General features: G+C 63.1%; 13 protein-coding genes. 6 read left to right on the top strand and 7 right to left on the bottom strand.

Annotated features, from left to right (window positions below; translation table 11 throughout):
- Positions 1 to 161 precede the first annotated feature (161 nt).
- From OKW87_RS11090 to OKW87_RS11065, 6 genes are all read left to right on the top strand, one after another.
- Positions 162 to 1,439: a glycosyltransferase gene (locus tag OKW87_RS11090; protein ID WP_265539480.1), complete on the top strand. Its 1,278-nt coding sequence runs from the start codon at positions 162 to 164 to the stop codon at positions 1,437 to 1,439.
- Between the two features lie 88 nt (positions 1,440 to 1,527).
- Positions 1,528 to 2,301, top strand: coding sequence for a glucose-1-phosphate cytidylyltransferase (gene rfbF, locus OKW87_RS11085; RefSeq protein ID WP_443025103.1), 774 nt, complete (start codon positions 1,528 to 1,530; stop codon positions 2,299 to 2,301).
- Entirely contained in the window at positions 2,295 to 3,365 is a 1,071-nt protein-coding gene (rfbG, locus tag OKW87_RS11080) for a CDP-glucose 4,6-dehydratase (protein WP_265539476.1), read from the top strand. Before rfbF ends, rfbG begins: the two co-directional genes overlap by 7 nt.
- The gene (gene rfbC / locus OKW87_RS11075; RefSeq protein WP_265539474.1) at positions 3,358 to 3,933 is read left to right on the top strand and encodes a dTDP-4-dehydrorhamnose 3,5-epimerase; all 576 of its coding nucleotides are present in this window, start codon (positions 3,358 to 3,360) and stop codon (positions 3,931 to 3,933) included. Before rfbG ends, rfbC begins: the two co-directional genes overlap by 8 nt.
- Positions 3,930 to 5,156, top strand: a complete 1,227-nt coding sequence (locus OKW87_RS11070) for a class I SAM-dependent methyltransferase (RefSeq protein WP_265539473.1) — start codon at positions 3,930 to 3,932, stop codon at positions 5,154 to 5,156. The genes rfbC and OKW87_RS11070 overlap by 4 nt, the downstream gene beginning before the upstream one ends.
- Positions 5,153 to 6,010: an NAD-dependent epimerase/dehydratase family protein gene (locus tag OKW87_RS11065; protein ID WP_265539471.1), complete on the top strand. Its 858-nt coding sequence runs from the start codon at positions 5,153 to 5,155 to the stop codon at positions 6,008 to 6,010. Before OKW87_RS11070 ends, OKW87_RS11065 begins: the two co-directional genes overlap by 4 nt.
- Here OKW87_RS11065 and OKW87_RS11060 read toward each other — a convergent pair.
- The 7 genes from OKW87_RS11060 to OKW87_RS11030 form a co-directional block, all read right to left on the bottom strand.
- The gene (locus tag OKW87_RS11060) at positions 6,007 to 6,993 is read right to left on the bottom strand and encodes an NAD-dependent epimerase/dehydratase family protein (RefSeq protein ID WP_265539470.1); all 987 of its coding nucleotides are present in this window, start codon (positions 6,991 to 6,993) and stop codon (positions 6,007 to 6,009) included. The genes OKW87_RS11065 and OKW87_RS11060 overlap by 4 nt on opposite strands.
- A 23-nt stretch (positions 6,994 to 7,016) precedes the next feature.
- Entirely contained in the window at positions 7,017 to 8,240 is a 1,224-nt protein-coding gene (locus OKW87_RS11055) for a hypothetical protein (RefSeq protein WP_265539468.1), read from the bottom strand.
- A gap of 128 nt (positions 8,241 to 8,368) precedes the next feature.
- On the bottom strand, positions 8,369 to 9,319 hold the full coding sequence (locus tag OKW87_RS11050) for a glycosyltransferase family 2 protein (protein WP_265539466.1): 951 nt from the start codon (positions 9,317 to 9,319) through the stop codon (positions 8,369 to 8,371).
- Positions 9,319 to 9,969 (bottom strand): hypothetical protein, encoded by a 651-nt coding sequence (locus OKW87_RS11045; protein ID WP_265539464.1) that lies wholly within the window; start codon positions 9,967 to 9,969, stop codon positions 9,319 to 9,321. The genes OKW87_RS11050 and OKW87_RS11045 overlap by 1 nt, the downstream gene beginning before the upstream one ends.
- 272 nt (positions 9,970 to 10,241) lie before the next feature.
- Positions 10,242 to 11,495 (bottom strand): sugar transferase, encoded by a 1,254-nt coding sequence (locus OKW87_RS11040; protein WP_265539462.1) that lies wholly within the window; start codon positions 11,493 to 11,495, stop codon positions 10,242 to 10,244.
- 568 nt (positions 11,496 to 12,063) lie between these two features.
- Positions 12,064 to 13,248 (bottom strand): tetratricopeptide repeat protein, encoded by a 1,185-nt coding sequence (locus OKW87_RS11035; RefSeq protein ID WP_265539460.1) that lies wholly within the window; start codon positions 13,246 to 13,248, stop codon positions 12,064 to 12,066.
- Positions 13,245 to 15,458, bottom strand: a complete 2,214-nt coding sequence (locus OKW87_RS11030; protein ID WP_265539458.1) for a GumC family protein — start codon at positions 15,456 to 15,458, stop codon at positions 13,245 to 13,247. Before OKW87_RS11030 ends, OKW87_RS11035 begins: the two co-directional genes overlap by 4 nt.
- Between the last annotated feature and the right edge of the window lie 7 nt (positions 15,459 to 15,465).

Raw genomic sequence — 15,465 nt, 5'->3', positions numbered from 1 at the left:
CTTTCGTTCGAAACGTTGACAAGTCAAGTGAAGTCCCGAAGGACCTGTCTTGGCCGCCAGCGCGGTTCGCTAGCTTTTTTCCCCGGCAGAGGAAAATCCCATTGCCCGAATCGTTCCCGCCGCTTCGCAAGTCCGCGACCCGTGGGCGCTGGAGCACGGCGTTGCGACGTCAAGCGCGCCGGTGGTTAACCCAGTCCAGCTATGCGCTCCAGGAAATCGCATTTCTCGTCGAGCGGCTAGTTCGACGCCCGCGATCCGCTGCCGCACGGCAGGATGGACGGCGGCATATCCTGATCGTCGACGATCTGCTGCCCGATCCCGTGTTCGGTGCGGGCTATCCTCGCGCATTCGCCATCGTCCGGTCGCTGGTCGCGGCGGGGAACGTGGTGGAACATTATCCGATGGCCGCGACGCAATCGGAATGCGACCGAATGGATGCTGCGTTCGGCGGGGCAGTGCGCTTCCACCCAGGCAGAGGCGCGCACGGATTGCGTCGCTTGTTATGGCGCGAAGGTAGCCGGTTCGATGTCCTGTTCATCAGCCGGCCCGCGCCAATGGCAGCGATGCTCGCCGCGCACTGGCGACCGAACGGCCAGCACGTCCCGATCGTCTACGATGCCGAAGCGGTTCTGGCGCCGCGCGACCAGCGGCGCCTCGCGCTGCTGGGAACGCCGTGGTCGGGCTCGCAATATCAGGCGGCGCTCGCCGCCGAGCTCGACCTTGCTCGCACTGCTCAGGCCGTAACCGCGGTGGGCCAGGGTGACGCCGACTTGATCCGCTCGGTGCTTGACGTGCCGGTATTCGTGCTCCCGCATGCGGTGGACGTTCGCGAGGCGGTGCCGGGCCCGGCCGGTCGGGAAGACCTGTTGTTCGTCGGGCGCTTGACCGGGCTCGCTGCACATTCGCCGAATGTAGATTCACTGCTCTGGTTCATTACTGAAGTCATGCCTCAGCTCGATCGCATGTTGGGCACCAGCTATAAGCTTCACGTGTCGGGCCGGCTCGACGCGGCCGAGCTCGCCGCGCTTGCATCCGACCGGATCCTTTTTCACGGCGTGGTCGAGGATTTGCAGCCGCTCTATGAGCAATGCCGGCTGTTCGTCGCGCCGACGCGCTATGCCGCCGGCATCCCGCTGAAGGTTCTGGAGGCAATGGGGGAGGGAATCCCGTGCGTGGCCACCCCCTTGCTCGCCGCCCAGCTCGGTGCCGACGCCACTACCCTAGCGACCGGCACCGATGCCGAGACATTCGCAGCGCAGTGCGCGCGATTGTACCGCGATGACGCGGCATGGTTGGACGCACAGGCCGCGGGCTTCGTCTATGTCGAGGGCAGGGGATCGCCCGAGGCGTTCGACAGGACGCTCGCGAGCCTGATCGACCATGTCGAGCGCATCCCCGACGCGGGCGCCGAGGTTGTCCGGGGCGGGCAGGCGATGTAACGACTTTCGCGCTTTCCGATGTTCGGTTAGAGCCCGGTCGCTCAAGGGCCGGGCCGGGATGGGCCCTGCCGACGTGACAAAGGGGCGAGTGTTGAAGGCGGTCATTCTTGCCGGAGGTCTGGGAACGCGGTTCGCCGAGGAAACCTCCGTGCGTCCCAAGCCGATGGTCGAGATCGGCGGGCGCCCGATCCTGTGGCACATCATGAAGATCTATGCCGCGCACGGCGTGAACGACTTCGTGATCTGCTGCGGATACAAAGGCTATGTGATCAAGGAGTATTTCGCGAACTACTTCCTGCACATGTCGGACGTCACCTTCGACATGCGGACCAACAGCATGACGGTGCACGAGCGCCGTGCCGAACAATGGTCAGTGACGCTCGTCGACACCGGCGACGCGTCGATGACCGGTGGCCGACTGCTCCGGGTGGCCGAGCATGTGAGGGACGAGGAAGCCTTCTTCCTGACCTATGGCGACGGTGTCGGCGATGTCGACATCAGCGCGTCGCTGGCATTCCACCGCGCCCACGGCAAGAATGCGACGCTTACCACCACCTATCCGCCCGCGCGCTTCGGTGCCGTGGATATTCAGGGCGACCAGGTCCGCGACTTCCTGGAAAAGCCGCGCGGCGACGGCGGCATGATCAACGGCGGCTTCTTCGTGCTGTCGCCCAAGGTCCTGTCGCTGATCGAAGACGACACGACGGTGTGGGAGCAGGAGCCACTGCGCGCGCTGGCCACTTCGGGCGAGCTGATGGCATTCCAGCATCATGGTTTCTGGCAGCCCATGGACACGCTGCGCGACAAGCAACAGCTCGAAACGATGTGGGCAGCCGGCAAGGCCCCCTGGAAGATATGGTGAGCTTGCCGTCGGCATCCTTTTGGAACGGTCGGCGCGTGTTCCTAACCGGACACACCGGGTTCAAGGGCAGCTGGACCTCGATCTGGCTGCACCGCTTGGGTGCGCAGGTCACCGGCTATGCGCTCGCGCCGCCGACGAACCCGAACATGTTCGACGCGGCGGGCGTCGAGACGCTCGTTGAGGCGCACCATGTCGGCGACATCCGCGACGCCGCGACGCTGCGCGCGGCGATGATCGAAGCCGCGCCCGAGATTATCCTCCACATGGCGGCGCAGCCGCTCGTCCGATTGTCATACGCACAGCCGGTCGAAACGTTCGAGACGAACGTGATGGGGACCGTCAACGTGCTCGAGGCGGCGCGGCAGGTGCCGGACCTGCGCGCGATCGTCAGCGTCACCACCGACAAATGCTATGAGAATCGCGAATGGCAGTGGAGCTATCGCGAGAACGACCCGCTCGGTGGGCATGACCCCTATTCGGCGAGCAAGGCCTGTGCCGAGATCGTCACCGCTGCCTATCGCTCGTCCTTCGCACGGGAATGCGACGTCGCCATCGCTACGGCGCGAGCCGGGAACGTCATCGGTGGCGGGGACTGGGCGCTCGACCGCCTGATACCCGACAGCATCGCGGCCTGGGACGACGGCCGCACGACGCTGATCCGGCGGCCGGGGGCGGTGCGGCCCTGGCAGCACGTGCTGGAGCCGGTGTGCGGCTATCTCATGTTGGCCGAGGCGTTGGTCAGCCGGCCCGCGGAGGCCGTAGCCGCGTGGAATTTCGGACCGGCCGATACCGATAACCAGCCGGTCGGCTATATCCAGGATCGGCTGGCGGCGCTTCTGCCCGGGTACACCTGGCGACAGGACGGCGCCGACAGTGCGCACGAGGCGGGCTTGCTCAAGCTCGACAGTTCACGCGCCCGCGCGCTTCTGGGCTGGCAATCGCGCTGGTCGCTGGACGAGGCGCTCGCTCGCACGGTGGAATGGCATCGTGCGTGGCGCGACGGTCGGAACGTGCTCGACGTTACCCTGGCCCAGATCGATGCCTATGGGGGGCCGCGTGGCTGAGACGCGCGATGGCCGGTTCCTCATCACCGTGACCAACCTGCCGCCGCTAGCGGTGGTCGAGCGGCGGCAGCGCGGCGATGATCGCGGATTCCTCTCGCGGCTCTATTCCATCGAGGCTTGGGAGGAACTGGGCTTCACCGACCGGATCGTCGACGTCAACCATACGCTGACGCGCCAGCGCGGCACTCTGCGCGGCATGCATTATCAAACCGCGCCCTCCGCCGAGGACAAGTTCGTCTCGGTGATCCGGGGGAGCGTCTTCGACGTCGCGCTGGACCTGCGACGCGGCTCCACGACGCTTGGGCATTGGCATGGCGAGACGCTGTCGGCGGAGAATCGGCGCGCGATGCTGATCCCCAAGGGGTTCGCGCATGGCTTCCAGACGCTCGAGGATGATTGCGAGTTGATCTATTTTCATACGGCCGCCTATGACGCCGAGCACGAAGGCGGCGTGAATGCGCTGGATCCGGCGCTCGGCATTACCTGGCCGCTGCCCATCCTCACCATGTCCGATCGCGACCGCGGCTTTGCGCCGCTCGCGGCCGATTTTCCAGGAATTGATTCGTGAACTGCCGACATTGCCATGCCCCGGTCGATCTACAGTTGATCGATCTTGGAACATCTCCGCCGTCCAATTCCTATGTGACGACCGAGACCCTGTCCGCGCCGGAGCGCTGGTATCCGCTGCGAGTGCTGACTTGCACCAACTGCTGGCTCGTCCAGACCGAGGATTTCGCCGATCGCAGCGAATTCTTCTCGGCGGACTATGCCTATTTCAGCTCGGTCTCCGAAAGCTGGCTCGACCATTCGCGGCGCTATGTGGAGGCAATGGCCGAACGCTTTGACCTCGGCGAGAAATCGCTGATCGTCGAAGTGGCGTCGAATGACGGCTACCTGCTGCAATATGCAAAAGCCCGCGGGATCCCTACGCTGGGCGTGGAGCCGACGCACAGCACCGCCGTGGCGGCCCGGGAGAAGGGCATCGAGGTTCTCGAGGAATTCTTCGGCACGGCGCTGGCGGAGCAGTTGGCGGCGGAGGGGCGCTCGGCCGATCTGACGGCCGCGAATAACGTGCTCGCCCATGTTCCCGACATCAACGATTTCGTGTCCGGATTCGCGACGCTGCTGAAGCCGGCAGGCGTAGCGACTTTCGAATTTCCGCATCTGCTCTCGCTAATCGACGGCGCGCAGTTCGACACCATCTATCACGAACATTATTCCTATCTGTCACTGACGACGGTGCGGCGCATCTTTGCGGCGAACGGCCTGACCGTGTTCGACGTCGAACAGATCCCGACGCACGGCGGCAGTCTGCGCGTCTATGCCCAGCGCAGCGACAGCGGCGTGCGTGCGATCGAAGCCAGCGTGGGCGCGCTGTTGGCGGTCGAGCGCGAAAAGGGCGTCGAGACGCCCGATTATTACACCCAGCTGCAGTCGCAAGCGGAGACGATTGCCGCTGACCTTCTGGTCTTTCTCACCGAGGCGCGCAGCGCGGGCAAGACCATCGCCGCATACGGCGCCGCTGCGAAGGGCAATACCCTGCTGAACTTCGCGGGGGTAAGGCCCTTCCTCCTGCCCTATGTCGTCGATCGCAATCCGGCCAAGGCGGGCAAATATATGCCTGGCAGCCGGATCCCGATCGTCGGCGAAGACTGTCTGCGCCGGGATCGACCCGATTATGTCCTGATCCTCCCCTGGAATCTGCGCGACGAGCTGGATCGGCAGCTCGCATATGTGCGGGAGTGGGGCGGTCGCATCGTGACGGCGGTGCCGTCGCTGAGCGTCGCGTGACGATCGCCGTCGTTGGCGCGAGTGGCTTTATCGGCCGTCACGTCATCGCGGCGCTGTCCAAGCAGGATACTGGGGAGATCGTCGCCACGTCGCGCGGCGGCGCAGGCGATGCGGCTTGGGGGCCGAATGTTCGCGCCGTAGCGCTCGATGTGCACGATGCCGACGGTGCGTATGAGCGGCTCGGTCGCCCGGACACGCTCGTGCACCTGGCTTGGGGTGGGCTGCCCAATTATCTGTCGCGGCATCATTTCGAGGTCGAGCTGCCGGCACATTATCGCTTCATCGAGGCGATGACCGCCGCCGGCACTGCTCGCGTGCTGGTGACGGGCACCTGCTACGAATATGGCATGCGCAACGGCGAGCTGACCGAGGACCTGCTGCCTGCGCCGGAAAATGCCTATGCGCTGGCCAAGACGACGCTGCTCGGCCAGCTCGAAATTCTCCGGCAAGAGCGTCGTTTCGACCTGACCTGGGCTCGGCTTTTCTACATGTGGGGCGAAGGCCAGGGGGCAAACTCGCTCTATCCGCTGCTGATGGCTGCGATTGAGCGGCTGGACAAGCGCTTCGCGATGTCATTGGGCGAGCAGCTGCGCGACTATCTGCCGATCGGCGACGTCGCGGACATTTTGGTTCGGCTGGCGCAGCTCAAGCGAGGCGCTGGGGTCGTCAACGTCTGCAGCGGCGACCCGATCGCGGTGCGGCGCTTAGTCGAGGGCTGGTTGGCGGAACGCGGGACTGATATTGCGCTTGACCTTGGCCACTATCCCTATCCGTCGCACGAGCCGCTGGCTTTCTGGGGCTCGCGCCGCAAGCTGGACGCATTGCTCGCCGGAGAGGTTGATAAGAAGACCTAGCTCGCCTTCTTCTCCAGCATCTCGCGGTGCCACGCGATCGTCTGATCAACGCCCTGCTCGATCGAAACGCGTGGTTTGAATCCCGTCGAGGCAAGCTTGGCCGCGCTGAACAGCGTCGGCGTGCAAAACTTGCGCACCCGCGCGCCCGTGATCGGAAGATCGATGCCCGTTAGCTTGGCCGTGACATCTCCGACGCTGGCCAAGGGTGCCGCAAGCCAGAGCGGCAGCTTCGGCGAGGCCTTCGCGCCCAGCTGCTGGTGAATATGCGCGACCAATTGCCCGACGCTGATCACCGGCTCGTCGATGCAATGATAGATATCCTGGGGCGGCTCCATCGGCCCGTTACGCCACCGATCATAGAGGTGCATGGTCGCGTCGATAAGATTATCGATGAACGATGTCGTCTTGATCTGGTGTCCGTCGCCGATCATCACGAAGCGGCGACGGGTGACAGCATCGATCAGGCGATAGATATTGGTGTTCCACGGGTTTTCAGGTCCGAACACCACCGACGGCCGGATGGTCAGGACGCGCGTCTCCGGACGCCTTTCGATAAGCTCGTCGAACAGCACCTCGCATTGCGCCTTCGTCGCGCCGTAGGCATTTGCGGGGGCGTGCGGCGTCTCCTCCGGTAGCGGCTTATCGCTGGGGCCGAGGACGGAAACGGTGCTGTAGAAGAGCCAATGGTCGACGCCGGCATCCTTGGCAGCGCCGATCAGTGCCGCAGTCGCATCGACGTTGTCGCGCGCATATTCCTCATCGGTGATGCCCCAATCGCCCTTCGCAGCGGCGAGATGGAAGATCGCGCGGCATCCACGCAGCGCATCGACATAGGCATCCGGATCGAGAAGGTCCGCCTGGATGAACTGAACGTCACGGGGAAGGTTGGGTGCCGATGCGCGATCGAGCGCGCGCACTGCGTATCCGTCCCTCACCAGACGATGCACCAAACGCGAGCCGATATAGCCTGCCGCGCCCGTCACAAAAATCGGCGATCCGTTGCTGCTCAAGCGACACTATGCACGGTTACGTGCCCTCCCTGATCCCCGCCCGCTGCAGCCGCGGCCGGTCTGGAAGCCGGCGAAAGCGGATTGCGGTCCATGCTGCTCATGCCGAGCGCCACGACGGGAAGAAAATACATCCACTGAAAGATGAACGACTCCATGTACGGATTAGTGAAGGTCGCTACGAGCGCCGCCACCAATCCTCCGGCCATGTAGACATCTGCGAGCGAGAGGCTCTGCGCCGTAAATCGACGCACCAGCAGCCCGGCATAAGCGAGGAAGGGGAGCGCATATATGATCGTCCCAACAATCCCGACGCGAAGAACCGAAGCGAGTGGAAGCAATTCGTAGCGCCAGGGAAATGCGTCGCTGCGCAGGTATCGAACTCCAACGCCGTGGCCCATACCCAGGCCATAGGATTGTTCGATTCCGGCCCACAAGGCGTCCGCCTGCTCGACCCGCAGATCGCCGCCGCCGCTCGTGAGCTTGCCCCAGAAAAGGTTGACGATTAGGTTGAGATCGATTTGCGTAAAAAGAGAGTTCAGCGCGACCACGCCGCCGATGCCGGCGATTAGCATGCCAATTGTCGGCAGCAAGCCGATACCGCCACCTTGCGCCCGCGCCTCCTCCGACAAGCCGGGGCGGAGCGCGATACCTATAGCATAGCCGATCGGAATGGCGATGATATAGGCCGAGCGGCCTGACGTGATCGCCCCGACGATCAGCGCCGCTGGCATCACCAAACCCGCGATGCGCCACCGTAGCACCTTTGGAGACGCGAAAAAGCCGCCCGCAAGGAAGATCAATGAGCCATAGACAAGCATTGTCGCCCCGGCGAATCCGCCTTTGACATTGACGTTCGCGTCCTCGGTCAAAAATTGTACCGAGGAAGGGCCCAACGTGAGGAACGCGAAGAAAAACAGGACGATACTAAGCAGCGCCAGCCAAGTCAGGATTACCAGCCACCATACGATCCAGTCTTCGCCGAACCTCTGGGCTGCCGAAGTACCGATCAGGATCCAGACGATTGGCGCGACGATATAGACTAGCGTTACCTGAATGATCGCATCGTTCGGCGCACCATTCAGATAGCCGATGAACAGATAGAGGACGGTGATGGCAGTGCCGGCGCAATATAGAAGCAACATCCTTCCGAACCATTCCGATTGACGGATTCCGAGCATTGCGAAGCCTGCGGTGACGATCAGCAGCGCGGCGGTGGGCACTTGAAACGAGTGGGGGACAACTACGCATACAAGGAGGGTCAGAATCAGAAAGCAGCGTGTCGCGAGCGCCAGGAAGCCTCCGCCCCGGCGTGGTTCCGGAGCGTTGAATCGCAGATTCGTTGCCGGGTTCACAGTGCAGCCTGCGTCGGTCGGCTGGACCGCAGCAGGGCGGGAAGTGCGCGATAGAGCATGAGGATTCCCTGCCATGTCTCCCTGAGTTCCGCAAACGATCTACGCTTGAGCGCCAGTCCGCTGCGCGTGAACGGCTCGATCAGCAGAACAGCTATCCAGGCGGCGGCAGCGCCGCCTCGTCCGAAATGCTTGCGTGCATAAGTGAGCTTGCCGGCGAGCGAATAATGGAGACGTCGCGCCTTGATCTGTTCCGACGTTCCGCCCTGGTGATGAAAGGCTCGGGGTTGCGCCAAATAGCGGATGCGCGCGCCAGTTCGAGTCACACGGCGCGACAAGTCGAGATCCTCGAGATAGACGAAATAGGCCGGATCAAACCCGCCAAGCGTTTCGAACAGGCTTCGGCGGATGCAGTAGAAGGCGCCCATCACATGATCGACGTCCCGCGTTTTCAGATGGTCGAAATCTAGCATCAGCATCGGTTTGAACCGTTGCGGAAAGAGATGGGTGAGCCCCAACGATTCGGCGAGGAAGGTGCGGGGAGTCGGAAAGCGTGCGCAATGCCGCTGCGCCATACCCTGTCGGTCGACCAGGCGAATGCCGACGACGCCGATATCCGCGTGCCGCGGATCGTCGAGATAGGCGGCCGCCGTGGAAATCGCGTCGCGATCGACTTCGGTATCGGGGTTGAGCAATAGGATATAGTCGGAGTCGCCCTGCGCAGCTCCCAAATTGCACGCGCGGCCAAAGCCGAGATTTTCGCCTGTCCGGATGATCTGCAGGGGTAGGCCGGGCATCTCCAGATCGGCCGATCCGTCGATCGAGCCATTGTCGACGACCACTATCCGGGCGATCACCGATCGATCCGCGGCGGCAAGCGAATCCAGGCATGCCGCGAGCAGCACACCCGCATTCCAGTTGACGATGACGATGTCGACGGTGCCCGCCATCACGTGGCGTCCATCGGTGGATGCCCTTGCTGCGCCAAAAATGCGTCGAGCGGCGCGCGCGGGTTGAGGTCGACATTGCGCGTGAACAGCGAGCGTTTGAGGAACGGGAAGCCCTGCGCCAGCAAGTCCTCGACATCGCACAAGGAGGGGTCGCGCGTGCGGCGCGGCGATGCGTCGGCAATGCCGAACTTGTGCCGGATTATTGCGCTGAGCGACGGCGCATCCTCATGCACGCACGGGGCATACCAAGCGGCGCCGACGCTCGCATGCCGCGCAGCGACGCTCGCCATCCGGGTCTCCTGCAGATTCACGACGTCGCGATACCGGTCATAGGCCCAGCGCTTCGAGAAGATGGCGGACAAGCCCGACATCAGCGCCGGATCGACCCGTCGGAAGAATAGCGCATAGCTTTGGAGATGATTTTGGGCACCGGAACTCGCCATGAAGCCGCTGACGCGCCAAGGCATCGACGCGATCAGCACCTCCAAATCGCCGAATGGCCCCAGCACCGAGTCATTCTGAAGATAGACGTCGGCGCCCGGTGACTTAAGCACGATCTCATCGAGCAGAAGCGCATAGGCGGAGAAGTCGAATCCCACGAGCCCCTTCCAATATAGTGCGTCCGCCTTGTCGAGCAGCGCGAGCGGCACGGCTTGCGGACGCGGAGTCGCGCAAATAACGGCGCAACGCCCGGGGAGTTCGGACAGGCGATCCAGCGAAAAAAGCTGTGCCGGGGTCAGCCTGCCCTCCGGGGCGTACAGGAAAAGTCCGTTCCAGCGCCCCCTCGGCGTCACAGGGCGAATCGCCTCGCTGCGGGGAGGGGGCACGCGGCCGAGGAGCCGTGATTTCCATCGTGACAGACGCACAATCATGGGCGGGCGCGACGGTGCATAGTTCCAGTGACGCACGAGAGTGGCGGCGCTCACCGTGAACCAAAGCCTGTCAGCACGGTGCGGACCGTCCGCGCCACGATGAGGATGTCGATCCACGGAGAGAAGTTCTTGATATAATAGAAGTCGTAATGGAGCTTGCTGCGGACCTCGTGCACTTCGGCAACATGCCCCTGGCACACCTGTGCCCAACCGGTAATGCCGGGCCGGACGATGTGGCGGTAGCGATAGAAGGGAATTTCGTCCTCATACCATCGCGAGAGCACCTGGGCCTCGGGACGTGGTCCGATCCAGCTCATTTCGCCCCGCAGGATATTGAGGATCTGCGGCAGCTCGTCGAGCCGTGTCTGCCGGAGGAAGCGGCCGAGATCAGTGACGCGCGAGTCATTGTTGCGCGTCATCGCCGCATCGCGATCGACCGCCTCCTCCGACGCGATCGTCATTGTTCGAAACTTGAAGACGGTGAAGGGTACGCCGCGATATCCGATTCGCATTTGCCGAAAAATGACCGGACCCGGCGAGGATAGCCGCACCGCGATCGCAATCGCCGCCAGAACGGGGATGAGGACAATGATTGCCACCGCTGCCACCAGCCAATCGACCGAATATTTGATAGACTGATAGGCCGAGAGCGGAATCAGGGAGCCGAAGCTGTTTTCGGAGAGATGCTCCAGCTCGACCCGGCCGGTCAGAGATTCGACGAGATGCTTCAAATGAAAGACCGGCACGCCTGCGAGGGCCATATTGGCCAGCGCCCGATCCCACTCGTCGGGAACGTCGGTCCGCAAGTCGATGGCGACTGCATCCAAATCCCGCCAGCCAGACTTGCTGTCCGCGACTTTGACCCACTCGACCGACGGAAGCTCAGGCGGCTGGAGCGCCTCCGACAAGTCAATAAGGCCGACGCGGAGCATCTGGCCTCGCTGACTCAGGAGGTTGACATAAAATAGCCACACCAAACTTATGCCGAACGCGAGAAGCAAGGTCAGGCGATTATATTCGATACGGCCAAAGACGAAGACCATCAGCAATGCGAAATATGAAATCGTGACCGACGGTAGGATATAGGAGCTCGTTTCGACCCCGGGGTACGTCGTGACGTTCCGAAGCAACCATATGCTGACTAGGATCGCCAGCACGCAGCCGACGAACGTCTGTTGCAGCGTGACCATGGCATCCGCGTCGATGCTCAGAGACCGGATTAAAAAAGGCAACACTGCCGCAAGGAGCAAGCAGCCGCCCAACTGAATGATCGACCAGGACCAAAATGACTTGCGCGCGTTCACCTTCACCACAAGCAAATCCAGTCCCTGGTCTGGGCATTCGGACCGAGTGTAACACGGCAAACCTCCGCGCGCGCGGAATCCATTACCCTGTCAGCAAGCATCGTGTTCGGAACTGGGCTAGCGCGGCCGGACAGGAGACGTCTGGTAGGTCGTTCCATAGTCGCCCTCGCCCCCGATCCGACGGGAGACGCGTGTGTCGAGGCGGTTGCCGATCCGCGAATTAAGCCGCCGATCTGGTCGCAAAGCGGGTCGCCCAAATGCGTCCGTCGCCGCTGCGTCCAAGCGCATACCCAGCGCGCGACGATTGGCTGCACGGGTGCGAGCCTCCGTTTTGGTCTCGGAACCTTGCGCTGCTACGCGTTCGCCAGGGCGACGCAAGCGATGATCGTTGCTCTGTGCGAACGCGCCTGTGGCCGTCAGCAAGAATGCCGTGCCGACCAGAAGTTCAAACGCCATTCTCACGCTACCCGCATCCTCTCGCGCACATCTGCCAGAAACATCGGGCTCTATAAGGTCTCGGGCAGATAAAGGCCAGCCGTCTGCGATGACCAACGAAGCGTTGCGGTGGTCAATCGACTAGCCTGACGGATCGTACTAACGCACTGGCCCCGCCGGGCGAATCCGCCGCTTGCAGCACCACTTCGAGAATCTGAAGAGGGCAGGATCTCGGGATTGCAAAGACCAGGGTTTCCGGGCTCGAACTCCCCCCCCCGGTTGGGCTAATCGACGCGCCCGTCGCAACACAGCGTAGCGTTAAAGTCGGGATCGCCGCCCCGCTGCCTGCATTGTCGGATGTGTACTCAAGGCGCAACCGTTGGACGCCGACGAGCCGGAGCAGCTGGCGGGCCGCCACGCCCCCTCCACCGGGAGACGCATCAATGCGGAGGCCGGTCCGATCCGCACTGGCCGATAAACCCTCTTGGCTAAGCTGCCAGTCGAACGCGGTCGGTTCCGAAGGCGCGGCAGAAAAATCCTCGTCTCGGATCCGGCTTTGTGCGGCCTCGGGCCGATAGCGTGCGTAGAGCGCCCATGCTGCCTCCCCACGGCCCACCTGGATCAGACGGTCGATGACCGTGACGAGCGCGCGATCGGAGGCCGGCGCTCCCAAGGACGCCATCCGACCGAGCAAATGCGCAGCCGGCGCTGGATCGGGGCTGCTCTGCGCAAGCTGCTGCACAAATTGCTCGGCCCACACTGGCCGCTGCGCGACCAGAGCGGCGAGGGGCGAGCCTATCTCCGGATCCGCGCTCGCAGTGACGAGAATAGGAAAAAGGATCGATGGCGCGCGATTGGAAGTCCGCAGCGCAACGTCATAGTGCTTGAGCGTGCCGGGGATATCGCCTTGTCTCGACAGATACTCGATCCACCACAATTGCGTGATGAGATCGCGGCGAGACAGACGCTCCGCATAGCGCATCAGTCCGGCGGCGGCACGAGGGTGCCCGTCAAGTTCTCGGACCAGCGCCAGGCTGGAGATCGCGGTGACATTTGTCGGATCGCTCGATAGCGCCTTCAGCGCGTCACGTTCGGCGCGCTTCGTGGCCGGTGAAGAGGCTTTGGTCGCCGAGTCCGACAGCGCGGAATACGCGGAGAGCGCTAAAGCCGCTGGCTGCCGCGGGTCGAGCCGAAGTGCTTCGGCCGGTCGCTTCTGGGCCCAGGCCAGTGATAGGCTTGCCGGACCAGCTACTATCGCGGCTGCAAGCGCGGCAAGCGCGATCCCCCCCCGAGCGACGAGGCTTCTTTCAAATCTCACCGCTTCGAACGGCCTCGCTGCGGTTCCTGGCCATAATCATAGCCATAGGTATAACCATATCCCTTGTTCGCACGCTTCGGCTCGAACTTGGTGACGACGGCACCCAGGATCCGCGACGCGGAGCCAGACAGACGCTGAAGCGCCGTCCGCACCAAGGTCAGGCGAATGCCATGAGATTCGATCGCATAAATCACGCCATCCACATTGCCTGCAATCAACGGAACGTCGGCCAACCCCATTACCGGCGGGGCGTCGATCACCACATGATCGAAGCTCTTGCGGAGTTCCTCGATCAGCTTAGCCAGACGAGTACCGGTGAGAAGCTCTGCCGCGTTGGGCGGGATCGGGCCCGCTGTGATTGCCGAGAACCCGAACTTCGGCACCGATATGAGGAGTTCGGCGGCCGTAGCATTGCCAGACAGATAATTGCTCAGGCCGCGCTCGTGGCCGGTGCCGATCAGGTGATGGACCGAAGGAGAACGCATATCGCCGTCGACGAGCACGACCTTGCGGCCCGAGCGTGCGAGCAACGTCGCGAGCGCAAGTGCGGTCGTTGACTTGCCTTCGCCCGGACGGGTGCTCGTCACGGCGAGCGACGCGGGCACGCCGTCTTCGGTGGAGAATTGCAGGCTCGTCTGGACCGCAAGATATGCGTCTACCAGCACCGATTTGCGATCGAGAAGCGCCTCGCTCGGCTCAATACCTTCCACCCGCGGAACGCTGCCAAGGAGCGGCACGCCTATGAGCCGCTCCGCCTCGCCAGGGTCAGCAAGTGATTCGTCGCTCTGATCGAGGAGGAATGCAACGACCGTGCCGATGGCCAGGCCCGCGAGCAGCGCTAGCAGCAAGTTAAGCAGCAGTCGCGGGCTCGACGGCCTGAAGGGCAGGCCAGCCAAATCAACGATCGCGACGTTGTTGGTGCCGACGCCTCCGGCGATGCCGATTTCCTTGTAGCGCTGGAGTAGCGCGTCATACAGCTGACGGTTGGTATCCACCTCGCGTTGCAGCACACGATACTGAATGCTGCGGCGGCGCTGGTCCAGGAATTGGCCCTCGAGCGCGCTGACTTTTTCCTGGAGCCCCTTCTCGCGTTCCGCGGCCGCTCGATACGTCGCCTGAACGGAGCCGCCGACGCGTGCCTCCTCGCGCGCGATGCTCGCGTCGAGCTGCCGGAGCTGCCGGGCCTGCGCCTGCGCTTGCGGATATTCCGGCTGAAACTGTGTCAGCAGACGCTGATACTCAGCGGCCAACTCTGCGCGCTTGGCGCGTAGCTGATTGAGGGCGTTGTTGGTCAGGGCCTCGGTCGCTTCGCTCGATCGTCCGGCGAGTGCGGCCAACCGCGCCTGAGCCCCGATCCGCTCGGCAGTCGCCTGTGTGAGGGCACTGTTTAGCGAGACGAGGTCGAACGCGATGGTCGATTGCTCGGAACCGTCCTTGCCGGCGCCGGGAAGCGTGATGATCCGCTGCGCTTGTGCATAGCTCTGAAGTTCGCGCTCTGACTCGTTCAGCTTGACGCGAAGGGTACCAAGCCGGTTCTCCAGGAAGGTGCGCGCATATGAACTTGCGTCGAAACGACGTTCAAGATTTGCCTGGATGAAATTCTGCCCCCAGGCGTTGGCCACGCGCTGCGACAGCGCGGCACTCGGGCTGGTGAAGCTGATATCCACCAAGCGCGATTGCCGCGTAGGCGAAATGCGAAGGTGCTTCAGCAAGACCGCTCCGGCGGCGCGCAACCGAGCGTCACGCCCGGCGACGGGAACCGCCTTGCCGCCAGCGTTGCTGAACAGCTTGCCATCCTTGTCGGCTCCGAAAAGCTCGAAGAAACCGGGATCGTCCGCGAGCTTGAGACGGTCCGCCACACGCTCGGCAAGCGATTGCGCGCGCAGCAGTCCGTATTGCGTCTGGTAGAATTCCATGTCGGCGTCGCTGGCGCCCTGCTCCACGCCCTGCATGCTCACGATTTTCGCCGAATCGCGAGAGATCTCGATCGTCGCGGTCGCCGTATACTGCGGAGTCATCAGAAGCGTGACGACAAGGCCCAGCAGCATGAAGCCGACGATAATTCCGATCAGAACTCGCCGCCAACGCCAGAATAGCAGGCCGTAATAGCGCAGAAACGGCGTCTGCTCGGGCTCATGCCCTTCGCCGGGAACCGAATTCAATCCGCTTGCACGGAATCTTTTAACCGGACCAAAGCTCACGTCGTTCATGGTCGTT

The organism is Sphingomonas sp. M1-B02, assembly GCF_026167525.1.
GTDB lineage: Bacteria > Pseudomonadota > Alphaproteobacteria > Sphingomonadales > Sphingomonadaceae > Sphingomonas.
Note: the sequence above shows the minus strand (reverse complement) of the source record. Positions and strands in the feature narration are given on the sequence as shown.

Coding starts and splice junctions, on each gene's coding strand:
- OKW87_RS11050 (WP_265539466.1), bottom strand. CDS start 9,319: ATGGCGGGCACCGTCGACATCGTCATCGTCAACTGGAATGCGGGTGTG.
- OKW87_RS11030 (WP_265539458.1), bottom strand. CDS start 15,458: ATGAACGACGTGAGCTTTGGTCCGGTTAAAAGATTCCGTGCAAGCGGA.
- rfbG (WP_265539476.1), top strand. CDS start 2,295: ATGGTGAGCTTGCCGTCGGCATCCTTTTGGAACGGTCGGCGCGTGTTC.